Below are 20,117 nucleotides of genomic sequence, written 5' to 3'. Positions count from 1 at the left end.
CCTTGGTCAGCTCGCCAGGGCAAAATGGAAAACGGCGTAAAGGGCAATGAGAACGGCGGCGGCGATCATGGTGATCTGGCCGAGGCGCTTCTCGATGAAATGGCGGATGGATTCGCCATAGCGGCGCAAAAGGAAGGCCAGAAGGAAGAAGCGCGCGCCGCGCGCGACGATGGCCGAGACGATGAACAGGCCGAGATTGATATGGGCGACGCCGGAGAGGATCGTCACCACCTTGATCGGCGGCAGATGTGCCAGACCCGATGTGACCAGCAGCAGAAGCACCCATTCATAGGTGATGCCGGCGCTCATCTGGTTGAAGGCGTCGAGCTTGCCGTAGAATTCGAGGATCGGCTTGGCGATGGTTTCGAAGGCATAGTAGCCGAGCGCCCAGCCGGCAATGCCGCCCAGCACGGATGCGACCGTCGCCGTCAGCGCATAGCGCCAGGCGCGCTCGGGCTTGGCAAGCGACATCGGCAGGAAAAGCACATCAGCCGGAACGAGAAAGATGGAGCTCTCGACGAAGGCAATAACGGCCAACCAGATTTCCGCCGATTTGCGGCCGGCGAGCGACATGGTCCAGTCGTACAGTCTACGAAGCATGAGGCCCCCTTCTTGCTGCGTTGCAAACCTTTAGGGGGCAGGATTATGGCTGTAAATGGTCGGGGGCTGGCGGAAGTGGCAGAAAGGCAAAATTTTTCGTGATGGGTGGGGGCGTCCATGTTGGGGCTCGCCCAAAAGTTAATGGCCAACCATGCGGCTAATGAGTCCTGCACGGTTCATCTCTGTAATGGTGGTTGACCAAAAATGCTTCATAGAATTAAGGGGCTTTGCGCCCTTCAAGGGCTCGGAGCAGGACTGAAGCCAGCGAAAGGTGGTCCAGGCAAAGATCAATAGTGTCCGTGCGGTTATCGTGGCCGCGCGGATTCCGTACTCCCGACATCACGCCCGCAAAGATGTGCCTGAAGCCCTTTTGCTCATCCTTGTCACTCATAGATATCAGATTGGTAAGCCTGATCTTCGGACCTGTCTCATTAAAGGCGTTCATCATCAAATTGAAACCGGTGTCCTCGATACCCGAAAGCGATTTTACCCGATTGTCGATTAGCTTGAGGGCTTCGAAGGTAGCCTGGGCGTAGTGGCCATCATCAAAAAGCTTTTGCGACACGAGCGAAATATCTGGGTGTATATTCCGTTCATCGAATGGATGGACGCCGCGATCTTCCTCGGCCGCTGGTTGGCCAAAATTCTTGGCGCTACGGGCAATTCGCTCAAAGATTGGTAGCGCAAGGCTCATGGGAAGAGGTTAGCCCTGATGCTCTTGAAAATCGCGTCATAGGTTTCCTGTGTTCCCTCAGCAGGAAGATTTATCTCAACCCTTACGGTAAGAGCCATATCCGCTTTGGGAGCTGCACTCGCAGAGGATATCTGCTTATTTCCATTCGACGTTTGCTGATGAGTATTAGATTTTGAGCTTTTGACGCTTATTTTAGGTTTTGTTGCTGCTGCGCTTTTTTGCTTGGGCACGGTTGCTGTCTGCTGATTGCCGTGGCCAGCAAGCTCTCGCAACGCCGTGAACACTCCGGCCTGACGTGTTCCGATAATGTCACTGGTCTTGTCAGCGCTACGAAAATATCCGACCAACGCATCTTTATCCAATGTCCATGCGTCATCGCCTCTGATGCTAAAGAGGTCTGCATACGCATTACGGACCATATCTCCGAACGCTTTCTGAAAATCGGCCTCGTTATGTATAGTCAGAACCTCATGACCTTTTTCCGTCCGCTTTCCTTCCTCATCGATAAGCCCGATAAATTGAAGCACGTTGATTACATAGCTTTCGTTTTTCGAAGCTAGGCCTAGTTTACGAACAGTATCGGAGGTGACAGTTGGGGGGAAATTCTTGCGCAAAAAGGCTATCATCTGAGAGATATTACCCGCGCCGGAGATATAAGGATGCGTTGCCATTCAAGACCCCCAATATTTCGCTGGAAGAAAATCCACTGACTCGCTGCAGCGGTCAACTATTGTTGTGTAATTAATCACAATGCCGCAGCGCTGTGGTCTTCGTCGCGAGCTATTGGCATCGCGCCGGAAGGCGAGCTATCGTTGGTGTGCTAATAGTTTCAGGGTAGCTGTATGAAATGGTGCCCCATGCCGGAGTCGAACCAGCACTTCTTTCGAAACTCGATTTTGAGTCGAGCGCGTCTACCAATTCCGCCAATGGGGCAACGGGATACTGACGAGGCGGCTGTCTAGCATGTGATCGGCTCGGCGCGCAAGCCGGGTTGGCAGATATTGCGAGTGTTTCCGCAGGGTTGCGGTTTGGCCCATGGCGCGGGTGGGCGCCATGGGCTTTTTGCCGTTTGAGGCTCAGTGCGCCATGGCCGGACCTTTGCTGGCGGAGCCGGACTTTTGCAGGGTGATCGCGAGGATCGCGGCGAGCAGGCAGAAGGCGCCGGCGACGAAGAAGGCGGGCAGGTAGGTGTTGAGTTCGGTTCGAGTGAGGCCGGCGCCATAGGCGGCGGTGGCGGCACCCAGCTGGTGGCCGGCAAAGACCCAGCCGAAGACGAGGCCGGCCTTTTCGCGGCCGAAGCGGTCGGCGGCGATCTTGACGGTCGGCGGCACGGTGGCGATCCAGTCGAGGCCGTAGAAGACGGCGAAGATCGACAGGCCGTAGAAGGTGAAGTCGCTGAAGGGCAGGTAGACCAGCGACAGGCCGCGCAGGCCGTAATACCAGAAGAGCAGCCAGCGATTGTCGAAGCGGTCGGAGAGCCAGCCGGAGCCGATCGTGCCGAAGAAATCGAAGATGCCCATGACGGCGAGCACGCTGGCAGCAGCCACCGGCACGATGCCGAAATCGCCGCAAAGCGTAACGAAATGCGTCTGGATCAGGCCGTTGGTCGACAGGCCGCAGATGAAGAAGGTGGCAAAGAGGATCCAGAAGGTCGATGTGGTGGAAACCTCCCGCAGAATGGCAATCGGAGAGGCGAGTGCGGCCTTCAGGTTCTTGGTTGCCGCCGGCGGCGGTGTGATATGGATTTCGCCGACCAGCGGCAGGTTGACGTCCGAGGGACGGTCGCGCATCAGGAGCAGCACGACGAGGGCGGCGACGGCAATCATGCCGCAGACGAAGAGCACCGTCGTGCGCCAGCCGTAGCGCGTCGTCAGCTCCGCCATCAGCGGCAGGAAGACGAGCTGCCCCGTGGCCGAGCTTGCCGAGAGCATGCCGATGACGAGGCCGCGATGCTTGGTGAACCAGCGCGTCGAGACGGTTGCCGCCAGCACCATGGCGGTGAGGCCGGTGCCGAAGCCGATGATGATGCCCCAGCATAGCAGCAGCTGCCAGACCTGCGTCATATAGAGCGAGCCGATAAAGCCGACGGCGATGGTCGCCAGTGCAAAGACGATGACCTTGCGCACGCCGAAATGGTTCATGAAGGCGGCGGCAAATGGACCCATGAGGCCGAACAGTACGAGGCGGACGGCAAGCGCGGACGAGATGGAGGAGGTGCTCCAGCCGAATTCGTCCTCCAGCGGCTTGATGAGCACGCCGGGCGCACCCATGGCGCCGGCCGTGACCAGCATGGTGAGAAAGGTGGCGGCGACGACGACCCATCCGTAATGGATGTTGCGCCGGGCGAGCGTCGAGGCAAGGGTAGTGGAAACCATGAGCTGCGTTCCAATCAGGTTGGGTAGCGTGCCGTCAAACCGGACTTGCGAAAACGCTGGATCGCGGACAGTCGGGGGTACCGTACCACGTCTAGCGCCCTGCCGTTCTCCCGGCTTGAACGTTTGTGCAAAGGCATTTACATGATTGCTATCATATTTGTTGCGTATTGATGATGGTCATCATATAAATTGTCAATACAGATTTATTGATGCTCTGATGGAGTTTTTTGATGAGAGTGAGCCGGGAGAAATTCGCCGAGAATCGCGAGAAGATCCTTGCCGTAGCGGGCGAGCTCTTCCGTGAGAAGGGCTTCGACGGCATCGGCGTCGCCGAGATCATGAAGGCGGCCGGGCTGACGCACGGCGGCTTCTACGGCCATTTCGATTCCAAGGACGAGCTTGCCTGCGAGGCGAGCAAAGCGCTGGTGGCGCGCTCGCTGGAGCGTTGGAAGCAAGTGGCGGCGAGCTCGCCCGAACAGCCGCTGGAAGCGCTGCTTGCCCATTATCTCTCGCATCGCAACGTCGTGGAGCATGCGACCGGCTGCGTCTTCGCAGCGCTGACGCAGGAGGTCAGCCGCCACGGTCCTGAGATGCAGTCCACCTTCACGGGCGGCTTGATGGGACTGGTCAAGGTGCTGGAAGAGATCGTTCCCGGCGAAACGCCGGAGGAGCGCCGGCGCAAGGCATTTGCCAGCCTCTCGGCCATGGTCGGCGCCGTCATCCTGGCGCGCGCAATGGATAACGCTGAGCTGTCGCAGGAATTCCTGTCGGCGACCCGGCAGGAGCTTTCGCCGCTGCCGGGTAACGAAAACAGCTGATCTAGTCGCGGAAGGCGAGCAGCCCGTTCGCCTCGACGACCTCCCTGAATTTGCCGTCGGGCGCGACCGCCAGCAGCTCGGCGCGCAGAGCCGCTTCGAAATCGGCTGCCTTGTCGCCCAGCGCCTGCGGCGAGGTTGACGACATCGAGAAGATGCGGCCGACGATCTCTTCGATATCCCTGGTGTATTCCGAGACGATGCCGATCCGTTCGAGATTGCGGAAGGGGGAGGCGAGCAGCATGGCTTCATGCGGCGCCCATTCCTTGCTCCGGCGCATCTGCCTTTCCGCGCTGCGCTCGGGCGAATAGGTTTCCATCAGTGGTTCTAGGATACCGCGCCAGTTCGGCTCCGCCAGGATGCCTTTATCGTGGAAGAGGACAACGGCGCCGCCCGGCTCGATCAGCTTATCGAGCGCTTGAAGCGTTGCCGGCCTGTCCATCCAGTGAAAAGAGCGGCCCATGACGCAGAGGTGCAGCCTGCCGATATCGGGGCCGAGATCATAGGAAGAGCCCCGTCGGATGTTGATATCGACGCCGGCCTGCTTTGCGCCGAGCGCGGCTTCCGCGAGCATTTCCGGCTCCGGGTCGATGGCGGTCACGGCCGCACCCTGCAGCCGCGCGAAGGCGATGCCGAGCTGGCCGGGACCGCAGCCGAGATCGAGCACATGGTCGCCGGGCTTGAGGCCGCTGCGTTCGGCAACGCGGGTAATCAATTTGTCCGGATAGGGGATGCGATAGCGCAGGTAATAGGCCGCGGTCGACTGAAAGCGCCGCGCCTCGAAGGGAACTGTGATCATGGGATATCATCCTCGGGGGTAAGGAACTTTGATCAGTTAAGCCTCAACTATGACCGGCTCGTGAAGTCACTTTTGCGCGATTTTCCGCGTGGTCAATCGGCTTCAGAGCTTGGGACTGCCCCTCACCCTAGCCCTCTCCCCGCTCGCGGGGAGAGGGGACGCTCGAGCAAATCAACTCGCGTTCACCGTGCAGACGGGACGTGGGTTTGGCAGGAAAACCCCCTCTCCCCGTCAAAACGGGGAGAGGGTTGGGGTGAGGGGCCAAGCAGGCAATGTGGCTTCATCAATCTAGGCCGGCGGCCCCCCCAAAAAAAATCCTCGATCACTTAAATCCAGCAACCCCATGCGGAACGTAAGGCGATTCCAGCGCCGCGATTTCCTCAGGTGTCAATTTGACCTCCAGCGAGGCGACGGCATCGGTGATGTGGCCGGGCTTGGAAGCGCCGATGATCGGGGCGGTGACAGCGCTCTTCTGCAGGATCCAGGCGGTTGCGACCTGCGCGCGCGGGATGCCGCGCGCCTTGGCGATCGTTCCGACGGCATCGACGATCTTGCGGTCGGCTTCGAGCGCCTGGGTATAGAGCGTCTTGCCGAATTCGTCGGACTCGGTGCGGGCCGTCGCCTCGTCCCAATCGCGGGTAAGCCGGCCGCGAGCGAGCGGGCTCCAGGGGATGACGGCGATCTTCTGGTCCTCGCAGAAGGGCAGCATCTCGCGCTCTTCCTCGCGGTAGAGCAGGTTCAGGTGGTCCTGCATGCTGACGAACTCCGTCCAGCCGTTGAGGCGGGAGGTATAAACCGCCTTGGCGAATTGCCAGGCATACATGGAGGAGGCGCCGATGTAGCGTGCCTTGCCGGCCTTGACGACATCGTGCAGCGCTTCCAGCGTTTCCTCGATCGGCGTCGTATAGTCCCAGCGATGGATCTGGTAGAGATCGACATAGTCGGTGCCGAGGCGGCGCAAGCTGTTGTCGATCTCGTCGAAGATCGCCTTGCGCGACAGGCCGGCGCCGTTCGGGCCGGGGCGCATGCGGTTGAAGACCTTGGTCGCGAGCACGATGTCGTCGCGCTTGGCGAAATCCTTGATGGCACGACCGACGATCTCTTCGGAGGAGCCGTTGGAATAGGTATTGGCGGTGTCGAGGAAGTTGATGCCGGCCTCGATCGCCTGGCGCAGCAGCGGACGGCTGTCCTCTTCTTTCAGCGACCAGGCATGCGTGCCCTTGTTGGGGTCGCCATAGGTCATGCAACCCAGGCAGATGCGTGAGACTTCAAGGCCGGTCCTGCCTAGCTTTACGTATTCCATCGCTATTCTCCGTCCATTCGATCATTCGCTACAAGGAGGCCCATCGTCGGAAGGGCGATGGGATGGGTGCGTCGCGAAAAGCAAATCGGCGCCCAAAGTCGCCGTCGGTCGACGCATGAATTCGTGAAGAGCTTCGAAGTATTCCTCAATAAATAAGGCGATTCGCGCCCGGGGGAAGACGGCAATTTTAAATGTTTCCTTGAACGCCAGGGGCGACAGGTGTTAGCTGCACCGCACCATTTTCTGGAACTGCGCATGAAACTGCCCCCGCGTGATACTTATGAGGCCCTCTATCGCGACTTTCGTTGGGAGATTCCGGCGAAATTCAACATGGGACATGCTGTTTGCGATGCCTGGGCCGAGCACGAGCCCGATCGGATCTGCCTTCAGCATTTCAATCCGGACGGCAATCACTTTTCCATGAGCTACGGCGAGTTGCGGGATCGTTCCGCCTCTTTCGCCAATGCGCTTGTCGCGCTCGGGGTGCAGGCGGGAGATCGGGTGGCGCTGCTGCTGCCGCAGAGTTTTGAGACCGTCGTGGCGCATGTCGCGATCTACAAGATGGGCGCGATCGCCCTGCCGCTGGCTTTGCTGTTCGGCGCCGAGGCGCTGGAATACCGGCTGAAGGCAGCCGGTACATCGGCCATCGTCACCAATCGGTTCGGCCTCGAGCGGCTGCGTCCGATCCGGCAGCGATTGCCGGAACTGGCGCAGGTGATCAGCATCGATGGCGCCGAAGAGGGCGTTTCCGGTTTTGCCGAGCTGGTGGCGGCGCATCCGCCGCTGTTCGAGGTCGCCGAGACCGGCCCGGACGATCCCGCTCTGATGATCTTCACCTCGGGCACGACCGGGCCACCCAAGGGTGCGCTGCACGGCCATCGCGTGCTGCCTGGGCATATTCCGGGCATGCAGCTCGCCCACGAGGGCTTTCCGCAAGCCGGCGATCGGCTCTGGACGCCTTCGGACTGGGCCTGGGCCGGCGGTCTTCTGAATGCTCTGTTGCCGAGCTTGATGCTCGGCGTCCCCGTCGTTTCCTCGCCGGCGCAGAAATTCGATCCGCATATGGCCTTCCGCATCATGGCCGAGATGGAGGTGCGCAATGCCTTTATCCCGCCGACGGCGCTGCGGCTTTTGAAAGCCGTGGACAATCCGCGCGCCCATTATGATCTCAAGCTTCGCACCATCGGCTCGGCCGGCGAGGCGCTCGGCCGTGAAACCTTCGAATGGGCTCGTTTCGCGCTCGGTGTCAGCGTCAACGAGTTCTTCGGCCAGACGGAGTGCAATTTCGTGCTCTCCTCCAGTGAAGCCTTTGGCGTCAGCCGCGGCGGGGCGACGGGCAAACCGGTGCCCGGCCATCGCGTCGCGATTGTAAATCCCGAGGGTATCGAGGTTCCCGTAGGCGAGAGCGGGCAAATTGCCATCAAGCGGCCCGATCCGGTGATGTTTCTCGGCTATTGGCGGAACGAGGCGGCGACGGAGGCGAAATTCGCCAATGACTGGCTGCTGACCGGCGATATCGGCCGGCAGGATGTGGACGGGTATATTTCCTTCGTCGGCCGCGACGACGATGTCATCACCTCGTCGGGCTATCGCATCGGGCCGAGCGAGATCGAGGATTGCCTCGGCGGCCATCCCGCCGTGCAGCTTGCCGCGGCGGTGGGAAAGCCGGATGCGGTCCGAACGGAAATCGTCAAGGCCTATGTCGTGCTCGTGCCCGGTCGCGAGCCGAGTGACAAACTGGCGATCGAGATCCGAGAATGGGTGAAGACCCGGCTTTCCATGCACGAATACCCGCGCGAGATCGAATTCGTCGACGCTCTGCCACTGACGACCTCCGGCAAGGTGATCCGCCGCCTCTTGCGCGAACGCGCAACCGCCGAAGTTAGCGCTTCGTAAGCGACAGGATCTTTTCGCGCAGCAGCTTTGCCATGTTGCGGGTGCTGCGATACATGTGCAGCTGCGTGGTCACCTGACGCACGTCGCGGTCGCCGTTCGGGGTCAGGCCGATGATGAGCGTGCCCATGTCCTCGCGCTCGTGCCAGAAGCGGCTCATGATCGGATGATCGGGCACGGCGCAGGAATCGGAGCGGACGACGTTGGCGTCGTCGAGATGCCATTCCGTCAGTTCGCCCATCAAGAGCTTGCCCGGCGAATAGCGGGCATAGGCTTCGTCAAAGGCCGTCTTCCACGTATAGGCCTCGCCGCCCATGATCAGCACGATCATCGAGGCGACGGCCTTGCCGTTAAGATCGATTGAGTGAATGCGCACCGCGTCGATGGCGGCAAGGTTGGAAATCGCTTCGCGGGCAAAGGCGGCATGATGGCGATCGGTGACGAGCGCCGAGCGCTTCTTGCCCTTCCAGCCGCTTGCCTCCAGCGCCAGGAATTCTTCCATGCGCCCGTGAATATCGCGGGGCTGACGGGCGACGTTATAGCTGACCTCGCCGTGGTTTTCCAAAAGTCGCCATTGGCGGCGCATTTCGCGCAAATGCGCGTTGGAAATCGTTCGCCTGAGATAGGTAAGCGCGTCGTCGTTGCTTTGGAGCATCGGGCGCTGGAAGGGGTTGGCGATGGCGATCGGCAGGTTTCGGCCGATCGCAATGACCTTGGCCATCTGGACGAAACGGCCGTTGAGCCGGACATCCGGCAATACGAGCGTGGTCGGGAGACGCAGCTCCGGCCGGGAGAGTGCCTCGAAGAGGTTGTCGAGCGTTTCGCCGGCATCCTCGGCGTCTAGCAGGGGCGTGCCGAGCGGGCCGAAGGAGTTCGACCAGACGCGGATGATCGACGGGCCGATGGCGAAGCCCGGCTTGTCGACCGTGAAGGGCATCAGCAGACGCATGCGGCTGCGCGTGCTGTTGATATCGCGCATCAGCGCCAGACGCACCTGCCGATCCTCAAGGCGCGGCATGGCGGGCGCCAGGAAGCGGCCGGAGAAGAAGACGTTCGGCTCCATGGCGCGATTGGAGAGGAAGTCCAGCTCATCCTGCAGCTCGTAGCCGAGCTTGCCGGGATAGAGGCAGAGTTCGCGGCCGGCTCGGCCGACCTCGACCCGGGCTTCCGCTTTCGGCGTTTCGAAATGCAGTGCTGCGAGCGTATGGGTCAGGGCGTTCACTTGGCTGTCGGTGGTTTCGGTGTAGGGGGGACGTGCCATGATCAGAAGACCCTCGTTGCCGATGACGCCGGCGGGCGCCGGAGGAGGGCAAATAGTTTGATGCCAAGCGCGCGGCGGACCGCCACGTGCAGGAGCAAGGCCTCGATTGCCATGGCAGTGGCGCCGGCAATCGCCGCTCCTTCGATGCCGAAATGCGGGATGAGCGCGACATTGAGCCCGACATTGGCAACGAGCGCTACAGCATAGAGATAGACGCAGAGCATCTGCTTGTCTGCCATGGTCAGGAGCACTTCGGCAGGGCCGACGAGCGCTCTCGCAAGAATGCCGGCAAGCAGGATCGCCATCACGATCTGTCCCTCCGTGAAGGCTGCGCCGAACAGCGAAAGCAGGAGCTGCCCCGCCGCCAGCACTACGAGGCCGAGGGCAAGTGCTGGAAAGAAGGACCAGCGTGTGGCCTCCGTGGCAAAGGCTGCGAGCTTGCTCCGGTCGCCTTCGGCAAGAATGGCGGCAAAGCGCGGTCCGATGGCTGCCCTGACGGCGAAGGAGACGAAGAGCACCAGGGCCATCGTTTTTGCCGCTGCGAAATAGACGGCGACTTCATCCGGATCGAGGAAAATGCCGACGACGATGACATCCGAATTGGTGAGTAGGTAGCCCACACCTTCGACCAGGAAGATCGGCAGGGCGACGGCTGTCCAGACGCGGAATTCAGTGGCTCTCGGGCCGCTTGGATAATGGCGGCGCAGACGGAGCGTCACCGCAAGATATTGCAGCAGGACACTGGTGAAAGCGCCTGCAAGAGCTGCGGCCATAGCAGTGACGGCATCACGCGGTGCGCCGGCGAGGATCGCGGCCACCATGAAGAGCAGGATCAGCGTCGGGCGGATGAGGAAGGTCGGGCTGAGCGCCATGACCGGCCAGTGCTTGGCGCGGGCCGTACCGTCCAGAACGTCTCCAAGCGCAATCATCGGCACGGCAATCAGGCCGAGGAAAACCGGCATGACGTAATAGTGCTCGATCATGCCGCGAAAGGCAAAAAGCAGGAGCGCTCCAATCAGCGCCAGCGTGCCCGAGAGGGCAACCACGAACAGGCGTGCCGTCATGTTCAGACCGCGAATGGCATCGTAATTGGCGCTGGCATCGTACTGCGGCAGGAAGCGGATGATGGCTGTCGGGAAGCCGAGGCAGGCAAGATTGCCGAACAGGATCATCAACACCCAGACGAAGACGAAAATGCCGTATTCGAACCGGCCCATTAGGCGAGCAAGAATGACCTGCGAGAGAAAGGCGAGCGCGGCGCCTGCAACGCGGATCGTGAAGGCGATCAGCGCCATGCGCTGCGACGCAGCTTTCTCGTCCTGACCGGCAAGGAGAATGCTAATCTTGCGCAGATACGGGGATAGGGCGGCCCGCAAAGCGGACGGCAACATTCTTTCCGCTGTTTGAAAGACCGCCATGATCGATACGCAATACTTTAAGTATGATCCCAAACTCGCGTTAGTCTTGGCAGAGGAGAGTTAAGAATCGGTTCTTGCGACACGTAAAAGTGGCTTTACCGAAGTGGAGGGTTGCCTGTCAATCACGCCGGAAAGCAACCACGAGACGCAAGTTGCCCTTGGGCTGCTGCGCCATGCCGCTGCACAGGAAACGGGTGGCGGCGGTTCGGTCGGTATGTAGAATCCACGGTCTATCGGAGGAGGATTTCATGCTCACGCTTCACGATTATTTGCCGTCGCAGAATGGCTGGAAGGCCAGGGTTCTGTTCGGATTGCTCGATATTCCCTACCAGACTCGCCTGGTGTCCATCTTCGAGGGTGAGGGGCGCACCGACGCCTTTCTCGATCTCAATCCGGCAGGCGGCATCCCTGTTCTCGAACTGGAGGATGGGCGAACGATAGCGGAATCGAACGCTATTCTCACCTATGTGGCCGAAGGCACGCGGTTTCTTCCGGCGGATCGCTATTTGCACGCCAAGGTCATGCAATGGCTGTTCTTCGAGCAGTATCATGTCGAACCGGTCATCGGCACGCTGCGCTTCTGGACGCTGACGGGACGGCTCGAGCTCAATGCCGTTATGGCAGAGGCCAAGCGCTTGGTCGGCCTTCGTGCCCTTGCAGCGCTTGAGCGCGGGCTGAAGAATACGCCATTTCTCGTCGGTGGCGAGTTTTCGATCGCGGACATAGCCGTTTACGCCTATGCCCATAAAGCGGCGGATTGCGGATTCGATCTCGCCGATTACCCGGCGCTTACGGCCTGGTTCGATCGAGTGCTTGACGCCATCGGGCCAGGCTACCCGGTTCATCTCTACAGTGAGGATCCGCATTCCGCTATTTGAGCACGGTAGACGTGCTGGTGACGCTTGCCGGCTGCGCGTATCGACGACAATTGCTGTGATCTCCGATCGTTGCAAACAAAAATGCCGCCCCAAAGGCGGCATTTTGTTTGTTGCTATCGGTTTGCGAGGTTTAGACCACTTCGCTGCTTTCGAAGGCGCCGTGGCAGTGCTTGTACTTCTTGCCGGAGCCGCAGGGGCAGGCCTCGTTACGGCCGACGCGGCCCCACGTTGCCGGGTTGAGTGGATCGCGATTTTCCGGAGATATGAAGCTTTCGCTTGCAAGCGGGAACGGGGCGAATTCGTCCTCGCCGGTCGTCGCGTCGATATGACGGGCCTGCATCGGCGGCGTTTCCGGCTCGGCCGGCTGCTGCACGAGTTCGACGCGCGAAAGCTGGGCGGTCACGGCTTGGCGCAGATTGTTCAACAGCGCCTGGAACAGTTCGAAAGCCTCGGCCTTGTATTCCTGCAGCGGATCGCGCTGAGCATAGCCACGGAAGCCGATGACCGATCGCAGATGATCGAGATTGACGATGTGCTCGCGCCAGAGATTGTCCAGCGTCTGCAGCACGATGGAGCGCTCGACATAGGTCATGATCTCGGGGCCGAAGCGTTCGGCCTTTTCGGCCGCAGCCTTTTCGGCGGCTTCCGTCAGGCGGGCGCGGATATCGTCTTCAGCGATGCCTTCTTCCTTGACCCAGTCATGAATGGGCAAATCGAGATCGAAGAAGTTGGCAACAGCCGTCTTCAGGCCGTCAGCATCCCACTGTTCGGCATAGGCGCGCTCCGGAATATGTCTGGCGACGAGATCCTCGATGACGTCGTGGCGCATGTCGCCGACGAATTCGGAGAGGTCCTTCGATTCCATCAGTTCGACGCGCTGGTCGAAGATGACCTTGCGCTGATCGTTCAGCACGTCGTCGTACTTCAGAACGTTCTTGCGGATGTCGAAGTTGCGGGCCTCGACCTTCTTCTGAGCGCGTTCAACCGCCTTGTTGATCCAGGGGTGGACGATCGCTTCGCCTTCCTTGAGGCCGAGCTTCTGCAGCATGCCATCCATGCGGTCGGAGCCGAAGATGCGCATCAGGTCGTCCTGGAGCGACAGGTAGAACTTCGAGCGGCCCGGGTCGCCCTGGCGGCCGGAACGGCCACGCAGCTGGTTGTCGATACGGCGGCTTTCATGGCGCTCCGAGGCGATCACGTAGAGGCCGCCGGCAGCGATCGATTTCTGCTTGAGCTCCTTGATCTCTTCGGCAATGCGGGCAATGGCCGCGTCGCGTTCCGGACCTGGCTCCATCTCGTGCAGGTCGCGCTCGACCCGCATTTCCAGATTGCCGCCGAGCTGGATGTCGGTGCCGCGGCCGGCCATGTTGGTGGCGATCGTCACCGCGCCTGGAACGCCGGCCTGGGCGACGATGTAGGCTTCCTGCTCGTGATAGCGGGCGTTCAGAACCTGGAAATTGTTGAAGCCGCGCTTGCGCATGAGATCGGCGAGAAGTTCGGACTTCTCGATAGACGTCGTGCCGACCAGCACGGGCTGGCCGCGCTTGTGCGCATCGAGGATCTCGTTGATGATGGCGTTATACTTCTCGGCATGCGTACGATAGACCTCGTCGTCCTCATCGATACGCTGGATCGGCAGGTTGGTCGGCACCTCGATCACGTCGAGGCCGTAGATGTTGCCGAATTCCTCCGCTTCCGTCGAAGCCGTACCGGTCATGCCGGCGAGCTTGTCATACATGCGGAAATAGTTCTGGAAGGTGATCTGCGCCAGCGTCTGGTTTTCCGGCTGGATCTGCACATGTTCCTTGGCTTCCAGTGCCTGGTGCTGACCGTCCGAATAACGGCGGCCCGGCATCATGCGGCCGGTGAATTCGTCGATGATGACGACTTCCCCGTTGCGGACGATATAGTCCTTGTCGCGCTGGAACAGCTTGTGCGCCTTGAGCGCATTGTTGATGTGGTGGACGATCGCGACGTTCTCGACGTCGTAGAGCGATTCACCCTTCAACAAGCCGGCTTCGCGCAGCATGTTTTCCAGCTTCTCGGTGCCTTCTTCGGAGAAGTTTGCCGAGCGCTGCTTTTCATCGATTTCGTAGTCTTCCTTCGCCAGGCGGGGAATGAAGGCGTCGATGGTGACATAAAGATCAGAGCGGTCGTCGAGCGGACCGGAGATGATCAGCGGCGTGCGCGCTTCGTCGACGAGGATCGAGTCCACTTCGTCGACGATCGCGAAGCTATGGCCGCGCTGAACCATCTGGGCGCGCTCATACTTCATGTTGTCGCGCAGATAGTCGAAACCGAGCTCGTTGTTGGTAGCGTATGTGATGTCGCAGGCATAGGCGTCATGGCGCTGTTCATCGGACAGGCCGTGGACGATGACGCCGGTCGTCAGGCCGAGGAAGCTGTACAGGCGGCCCATGGTGCCGCTGTCGCGCTGTGCCAGGTAATCGTTGACGGTAACGACATGCACGCCTTTGCCGGCCAGCGCGTTCAGATAGACCGGCAGGGTTGCGACCAGGGTTTTACCTTCGCCGGTCTTCATTTCGGCGATCGCATTGGAATGAAGGATCATGCCGCCGATGAGCTGCACGTCGAAAGGTCGCATGCCGAGAACGCGGCGCGAGGCTTCGCGGGCAACAGCGAAGGCTGGCACGAGGATATCATCCAGCGTCTTGCCGTCCGCGAGCTGCTGGCGGAACTCAACCGTCTTGGCGGCCAGAGCTTCATCGGACAGCGCGCGCATCTCCGGTTCGAGCGCATTGATTGCGGCTACTTGCGGCTGGAACGATTTGACCCGGCGGTCGTTGGACGAGCCGAACAACTTGCGGGCAATTCCACCTAGGCTGACCATGTGACTGGTCCTTTCTGAGATTTCATCCCGCCGTTTCCTGCTTTATTCCTTCCCGAAAAAAACGGGAGTATAGCACAAAACGGCCGGAAACTGTTCTGGACGCGAGGTTGCGTGACAGATAAGAGGGGGGTCGATTGATGTCAACGGGATTTGGCCGATACAGAAAGGCCACATTCTCCTGCTGAAGGCTTTTTCACGCCGGATTCACATCTGTCGAGCCGGTCGAGATCACCGAAGGGTTATTTTATGTTGAAGTATAACAAGCTTGCTGCGGTTGCTTTCGCGACAATCGTTACCTTCCAGGCTCCGGTCTTCGCGGCCGATGCTAAGGATCCCGTTGTCGCCAAGGTCGGCGATGTCGAAATCCATCAATCCGAACTCAATCTCGCGATCGCCAATCTCGATCCGCAGCTCGGCCAGCTTCCGGATGACCAGAAGAAGGTCGCAGCACTTTCGGCCTCGGTCGATGTGAAGCTCTTGTCGCAGAAGGCCGCTGCCGAGAAGCTCGACCAGACGCCGGATTTCCAGGCTCATATGGCCTATCTGCGCGACCGCGAGCTGCACAATGCTTTCTTCAAGGCACATGTCGCCGACGCCATCAAGGATGATGAAGTCAAGGCCCGCTACGACAAGGAAGTCGCAGCCCTGCCGAAGCAGGAAGAGGTTCATGCCCGCCACATTCTCGTGAAGACCGAGGATGAAGCCAAGGCGATCATCAAGGACCTCGATGCCGGCAAGGATTTTGCCACACTTGCCAAGGAAAAGTCGACCGACCCGAACAAGGCTGACGGCGGCGATCTCGGTTATTTCGGTCATGGCCGTATGGTCAAGGAATTCGAAGACGCGGCTTTCGCGCTGCCGATCGGCACCTATACGAAGAACCCGGTCAAGACTGATTTCGGCTGGCACATCATCAAGGTCGAGGACAAGCGCAATGCTCCTCCCCCGCCGTTCGATCAGGTCAAGGACCAGGTTCGTCAGCTCGTCATGCGCGACAAGTATCTTGAACTCCTGAACCAGGCCAAGCAGGATACCAAGGTCGTCATCAACGACCCGGCTCTCAGCAAGGCCTATGACGATGCGCAGAAGCAGCAGGACGCGGCACCGGCCGACGACGCCGTTGCGCCTGCCGATGGTGCGGCAGTGCCTGACGCTCAGCCGCAGCAGTAAGTCAAAGCAGTTAAACCATCAGGGCCCGGTTTTCCGGGCCTTTCAAGGGAGCCGGATGATTTTAGGTCGATACGACCTAAAATCTGAATCCGCTCCAGAATTAAAAAGTAGAGCATGATGTAATCCGAAAACCGCCTACACTTTTCGGCATCATGCTCGTCCAGGTGGCTCTCATGTCCGGTTCCGTCTCTCCGCTTGCTCCCAAAACCTTCACCGCCATGCCCGCCCTTCGCGGCGTGCGCATGACCACGGCATCCGCCGGCATCAAGTACAAGAACCGGACCGACGTCCTGCTGATGGTCTTCGACAAGCCTGCCGCCGTCGCAGGCGTCTTTACCCGTTCGAAGTGCCCTTCGGCTCCGGTCGATTTCTGCCGTAGGAACCTGGCCCACGGCAGTGCTCGCGCCGTCGTCGTCAATTCCGGCAATGCCAATGCCTTCACCGGGCTGAAGGGACGCCAGGCGACGGAACTGACCGCCAAGTCCGCGGCGGCCGCCGTCGGCTGCGGGGAAAACGAAGTTTATCTCGCCTCCACCGGCGTCATCGGCGAGCCGCTTGACGCCACCAAGTTTGCCGGCGTGCTCGACACGATGGCGAAGGATGCAACAAGCGATTTCTGGTTTGAAGCCGCCAAGGCGATTATGACCACGGACACCTATCCCAAGGTCGCGACCCGTACCGCCGAGATCGGCGGCGTCAAGGTCACCATCAACGGTATTGCCAAGGGCGCCGGCATGATTGCGCCCGACATGGCGACGATGCTCTCCTTCGTGGTCACCGATGCCGATATTTCTTCTGCCGCATTGCAGACGCTGCTGTCCGATGGCGTCGGCCCGAGCTTCAATTCGATGACGGTCGATAGCGACACGTCGACCTCGGATACGTTGATGCTGTTTGCCACCGGCGCTGCCGCCGCCGACGGTCAGGCGCATATCGACCGCGCCGATGATCCGAAGCTTGCCGGTTTCAAGGCGGCACTTAACGAGCTGCTGAAGGATCTAGCCATCCAGGTCGTGCGTGATGGCGAAGGCGCGACCAAGATGCTCGAAATCACCGTGACCGGCGCCGAAAATGACGCGGCTGCTAAGCGCATCGCGCTTTCAATCGCCAATTCGCCGCTGGTCAAGACCGCTGCTGCCGGCGAAGACGCCAATTGGGGCCGCGTCGTCATGGCTGTCGGCAAGGCCGGTGAAATGGCGGATCGCGACAAGCTCGCCATCTGGTTCGGCGATGTCCGCGTCGCCGTCAACGGCGAGCGTGACGCTTCCTATTCGGAAGAAGCCGCCTCGAATGTCATGAAGCAGCAGGATATTCCCGTGAAGGTCGATCTCGGCCTCGGCAATGGCCGCGCAACGGTCTGGACCTGCGACCTCACCAAGGAATATGTTGCCATCAATGGCGACTACCGGAGCTGATACCTCGCTGATGCATGCGCAGTCCACGATAAACAAGCTGCCCCTGGTGCGTAGGCTGGAAGCCGTCGGCTTCCGGGCCTGGCCTGCCTCGTCGGTGCAATATGATGGCAGCTGGCAGATCCGGCTGACGGCGGGTCATCCGTCAAAGCGGCTGAATTCTGTCGTGCCGCTCGATCCCTCCGATCATCGCGATCTCGAAATCCGGCTGGCAAAAGCGCAGCGCAAGTTCGAGGCCTATGGCAGGCCAATGATCGTGCGCGAGACGCCGCTCGCCTCGCCGAAGCTCATCGATCTGCTGCGGGAGCGCGGTTGGACGTGCTTCGACGAGACGATCGTCATGATCGCCGATCTTGTCGATCTTGAATTGCCTGACATGCTGGATCATCTGCCGAGCCACGATGTCGGCCGCTTTGTCGATGCGAGCCTCATCGTCGATGAGGCTGATCCGGCTTTGAAGCCGGCATTGGCCGAGGTGGTGAGCGGCATCAAGCCGCCATCGGGCCTCTTTGTCATCGAAAATGATGATGCCGGGCCGGTAGCGACAACGCTCTGCGTGCAGGACAATGATCTTGCCGGCGTCATGTCGGTTGCCGTCTCGCCGCAGCATCGGCGCAAGGGCCTTGGAGCCGAGATCCTGACTTCGGCACTTCGCTGGGCACGCATGCGTAGCGCGAAGACCGCCTGGCTTCAGGTCGGCGCCGACAATGCGCCGGCGCTGGCGCTCTATGTCCGTTTCGGCTTCCGCGAGGCCTATCGCTACTGCTACTGGCAATCGCCGGGGGCTGCATGAGCGAGGCTGGCCGCAAAATCGTCCTCGTCGCCGCCTGTGCGCTCATCGATGCCGATGGCCGCATCCTGCTGGCGCAACGTCCCGAGGGAAAATCGCTCGCCGGCCTCTGGGAGTTTCCCGGCGGCAAGGTGGAAGTTGGCGAGACGCCAGAGGAAACCTTAGTGCGCGAGCTTCAGGAAGAGCTCGGTATCCAGACGAAGATTGCCTGCCTTGCGCCGCTGACTTTTGCCAGCCACACCTATGAAACCTTTCATCTGCTGATGCCGCTTTACATCTGCCGGCGCTATGAGGGCATTCCGCATGGCCGGGAAGGGCAGGCGATCAAATGGGTGCGGCCGCAAGCTCTGCGTGATTATCCCATGCCGCCGGCCGACGAGCCGTTGATCCCATTCCTGCAGGATCTGCTTTAGCTTTTTGTAGCAAGGGCTGAGGCGCCGCCGCCGTGGGGCGGTCTCGCACGGTGTCTAGATATCTCTGAATTTGAAAGTTGATTTTGCAAGCTGATCGAGATTGGAGGCGCCGGGCTCTCTAGGGGACGCATCCGTCTTCGGCATTTTGCGGAGCAAATCCGTCAGCATGTCAGATTGCCTGTCGCATTCGCGGCGAATTGCTTCCAGATGTTCGAGCATCAGTCCAAGGGCAAAAATCACGGCGCCGCTAAAAGTGTAGGAAAGGGCGTCTATCAGGCCCGCCGCGACGCCGGCTGCACTTCCACTAAACAACGTCGCAATTCCGAGCAGGATCGCAATACCAATCACCAAACCGCCAACCGCCTTGAGCAAACCTGCCATGTGTAAATTCCTGCAACCCAAGATAATAAAAGATAGCTTGGCGATATATCATGGCGCGCAAGTGTCAATCTCTATTATTTGGTGTATAGAGGAAACATTCTGGCAATACGTGCGTCTGCGCGGCGAATTTGATGTCCCGTAGCGGGGCGGATCTCTTTCGCGTTTACGCAGAGACGGTTTGGAATGCGTTAAGGCGGTGCATCGAATTTATGGTTAACGAAAATTAGCCATTTAAAATCAGATCTATAGCCTGATTCGACCATTGTCCCGGAATTTTACGTCTCATTAATTTGCATGTGGATATTAAGGGATCGTTTATGACCTTCTGGCATTCAATTCTCTCAATCAAGCGGTTGTTGGGTGCGTTAGAGAAGGCTTGACATAATGGACGACGATTTCTGGAAAGCTGTTCAGGAAAAAGAGCAGTCCTATTCCACGTCGCGCAGGACGGGCGCGTTGAATATCGCTTTGCTGTTCGGCACGGCGGCGGTCGCGCTTTCGCTTATTCTGACCCCCATGCTCTCTGACAAATCCAAGTCGCGCGTGCTTGCAAGCGCGCCGGATATCGACAATATTGCTACGGGTTCGATCCCGCAGACGGAAAATGGCAAGCGGTACACGATCCGCCGCAGCGTTTTGCAGCAGGAACCGGGTTCGGTCTGCATCGTCCAGGGTTATGGTGCCGATACCGGCTGCCAATAGCGCATTTCCAGGAAAAGTGCGCAGCGGTTTTCAGTCCGGAATGCGAAAAAATAGAGCGTTTTCGCGCATCGAAGAAGAGCGGAAATGCTATAGTGCATGAGCATAGCCTGCCGGATGCCATGACGAGCATCGGATTCTTCAGTTGTCCAATGCTGGGAGCTTCGAGCTTATGCGTTCCGTTCGGCGTATTTTCACCGATAAGACCGGTGCCACGGTCATTGAATACGGTCTCATTGCTGCCTTGATGTCGGCCGCAATCATCAGCGGGGTCGGCGCCTTCGGCGGCAGCCTTTCAAACACATTCAATCTTCTGTCCGATACGATACAGAATTCGGCAGCGTCCCAGAACTGACGCGGCCGGC

At 59.8% G+C, this 20,117-nt stretch carries 19 protein-coding genes and 1 tRNA gene; 9 read left to right on the top strand and 11 right to left on the bottom strand.

What is annotated here, in order from left to right; translation table 11 throughout:
• Positions 1-6: 6 nt before the first annotated feature.
• The 5 genes from FHX05_RS21980 to FHX05_RS21960 form a co-directional block, all read right to left on the bottom strand.
• Positions 7-600 (bottom strand): YqaA family protein, encoded by a 594-nt coding sequence (locus FHX05_RS21980; RefSeq protein WP_112336455.1) that lies wholly within the window; start codon positions 598-600, stop codon positions 7-9.
• 217 nt (positions 601-817) lie between these two features.
• Positions 818-1,294: a TIGR02391 family protein gene (locus FHX05_RS21975; RefSeq protein ID WP_112607685.1), complete on the bottom strand. Its 477-nt coding sequence runs from the start codon at positions 1,292-1,294 to the stop codon at positions 818-820.
• Positions 1,291-1,965, bottom strand: a complete 675-nt coding sequence (locus FHX05_RS21970) for a DUF5343 domain-containing protein (RefSeq protein WP_112607683.1) — start codon at positions 1,963-1,965, stop codon at positions 1,291-1,293. Before FHX05_RS21970 ends, FHX05_RS21975 begins: the two co-directional genes overlap by 4 nt.
• A 177-nt stretch (positions 1,966-2,142) precedes the next feature.
• A tRNA-Leu gene (locus FHX05_RS21965) sits at positions 2,143-2,227 on the bottom strand.
• Positions 2,228-2,370: 143 nt separating this feature from the next.
• The gene (locus FHX05_RS21960) at positions 2,371-3,669 is read right to left on the bottom strand and encodes an MFS transporter (protein WP_112400564.1); all 1,299 of its coding nucleotides are present in this window, start codon (positions 3,667-3,669) and stop codon (positions 2,371-2,373) included.
• Positions 3,670-3,899: 230 nt separating this feature from the next.
• On the opposite strand from FHX05_RS21960, the gene FHX05_RS21955 reads away from it, so the two are divergent.
• Positions 3,900-4,487, top strand: coding sequence for a TetR/AcrR family transcriptional regulator (locus tag FHX05_RS21955; protein WP_183874543.1), 588 nt, complete (start codon positions 3,900-3,902; stop codon positions 4,485-4,487).
• Between the two features lies 1 nt (position 4,488).
• Here the strand turns inward: FHX05_RS21955 and FHX05_RS21950 are convergent, their stop codons facing one another.
• Together FHX05_RS21950 and FHX05_RS21945 are read right to left on the bottom strand one after the other, a co-directional pair.
• Positions 4,489-5,283: a class I SAM-dependent methyltransferase gene (locus tag FHX05_RS21950; protein ID WP_183874541.1), complete on the bottom strand. Its 795-nt coding sequence runs from the start codon at positions 5,281-5,283 to the stop codon at positions 4,489-4,491.
• A gap of 322 nt (positions 5,284-5,605) precedes the next feature.
• A complete protein-coding gene (locus tag FHX05_RS21945; protein ID WP_183874539.1) occupies positions 5,606-6,586 on the bottom strand; it encodes an aldo/keto reductase in 981 nt (326 codons plus the stop codon).
• 255 nt (positions 6,587-6,841) lie between these two features.
• Between FHX05_RS21945 and FHX05_RS21940 the strand changes: the two genes are divergently transcribed.
• Positions 6,842-8,482, top strand: a complete 1,641-nt coding sequence (locus tag FHX05_RS21940) for an AMP-binding protein (RefSeq protein WP_183874537.1) — start codon at positions 6,842-6,844, stop codon at positions 8,480-8,482.
• Here the strand turns inward: FHX05_RS21940 and FHX05_RS21935 are convergent.
• Positions 8,469-9,740 (bottom strand): GNAT family N-acetyltransferase, encoded by a 1,272-nt coding sequence (locus tag FHX05_RS21935; protein ID WP_183874534.1) that lies wholly within the window; start codon positions 9,738-9,740, stop codon positions 8,469-8,471. The two genes, FHX05_RS21940 and FHX05_RS21935, sit on opposite strands and share 14 nt — an antisense overlap.
• A gap of 2 nt (positions 9,741-9,742) precedes the next feature.
• Positions 9,743-11,158: a polysaccharide biosynthesis C-terminal domain-containing protein gene (locus tag FHX05_RS21930; RefSeq protein ID WP_183874532.1), complete on the bottom strand. Its 1,416-nt coding sequence runs from the start codon at positions 11,156-11,158 to the stop codon at positions 9,743-9,745.
• A gap of 248 nt (positions 11,159-11,406) precedes the next feature.
• Here FHX05_RS21930 and FHX05_RS21925 point away from each other — a divergent pair, with 248 nt between their 5' ends.
• Positions 11,407-12,036, top strand: a complete 630-nt coding sequence (locus FHX05_RS21925; protein ID WP_183874530.1) for a glutathione S-transferase family protein — start codon at positions 11,407-11,409, stop codon at positions 12,034-12,036.
• Between the two features lie 130 nt (positions 12,037-12,166).
• Here FHX05_RS21925 and secA read toward each other — a convergent pair whose 3' ends face one another.
• Positions 12,167-14,887 carry a preprotein translocase subunit SecA gene (gene secA / locus FHX05_RS21920; RefSeq protein WP_183874528.1) on the bottom strand — a complete coding sequence of 907 codons (2,721 nt, stop codon included), beginning with the start codon at positions 14,885-14,887 and terminating at the stop codon, positions 12,167-12,169.
• 246 nt (positions 14,888-15,133) lie between these two features.
• Here secA and FHX05_RS21915 point away from each other — a divergent pair, with 246 nt between their 5' ends.
• From FHX05_RS21915 to mutT, 4 genes are all read left to right on the top strand, one after another.
• Positions 15,134-16,057 (top strand): peptidylprolyl isomerase, encoded by a 924-nt coding sequence (locus tag FHX05_RS21915; protein ID WP_183874526.1) that lies wholly within the window; start codon positions 15,134-15,136, stop codon positions 16,055-16,057.
• Between the two features lie 173 nt (positions 16,058-16,230).
• Positions 16,231-17,472 carry a bifunctional glutamate N-acetyltransferase/amino-acid acetyltransferase ArgJ gene (gene argJ, locus FHX05_RS21910; protein ID WP_183874524.1) on the top strand — a complete coding sequence of 414 codons (1,242 nt, stop codon included), beginning with the start codon at positions 16,231-16,233 and terminating at the stop codon, positions 17,470-17,472.
• A complete protein-coding gene (locus FHX05_RS21905; protein WP_112607663.1) occupies positions 17,453-18,262 on the top strand; it encodes a GNAT family N-acetyltransferase in 810 nt (269 codons plus the stop codon). The genes argJ and FHX05_RS21905 overlap by 20 nt, the downstream gene beginning before the upstream one ends.
• On the top strand, positions 18,259-18,672 hold the full coding sequence (gene mutT / locus FHX05_RS21900) for an 8-oxo-dGTP diphosphatase MutT (protein ID WP_112607661.1): 414 nt from the start codon (positions 18,259-18,261) through the stop codon (positions 18,670-18,672). The genes FHX05_RS21905 and mutT overlap by 4 nt, the downstream gene beginning before the upstream one ends.
• Positions 18,673-18,726: 54 nt before the next feature.
• Here mutT and FHX05_RS21895 read toward each other — a convergent pair whose 3' ends face one another.
• On the bottom strand, positions 18,727-19,053 hold the full coding sequence (locus FHX05_RS21895; RefSeq protein WP_183714786.1) for a hypothetical protein: 327 nt from the start codon (positions 19,051-19,053) through the stop codon (positions 18,727-18,729).
• 384 nt (positions 19,054-19,437) lie between these two features.
• On the opposite strand from FHX05_RS21895, the gene FHX05_RS21890 reads away from it, so the two are divergent.
• Both FHX05_RS21890 and FHX05_RS21885 read left to right on the top strand, forming a co-directional pair.
• Positions 19,438-19,755: a hypothetical protein gene (locus tag FHX05_RS21890; RefSeq protein WP_015341285.1), complete on the top strand. Its 318-nt coding sequence runs from the start codon at positions 19,438-19,440 to the stop codon at positions 19,753-19,755.
• Positions 19,756-19,924: 169 nt separating this feature from the next.
• Positions 19,925-20,107 (top strand): Flp family type IVb pilin, encoded by a 183-nt coding sequence (locus FHX05_RS21885; RefSeq protein ID WP_015341284.1) that lies wholly within the window; start codon positions 19,925-19,927, stop codon positions 20,105-20,107.
• Positions 20,108-20,117 lie beyond the last annotated feature (10 nt).

The sequence above is a fragment of the Rhizobium sp. BK491 genome (assembly GCF_014194925.1).
Taxonomy (GTDB): domain Bacteria; phylum Pseudomonadota; class Alphaproteobacteria; order Rhizobiales; family Rhizobiaceae; genus Rhizobium.
Note: the sequence above shows the minus strand (reverse complement) of the source record. Positions and strands in the feature narration are given on the sequence as shown.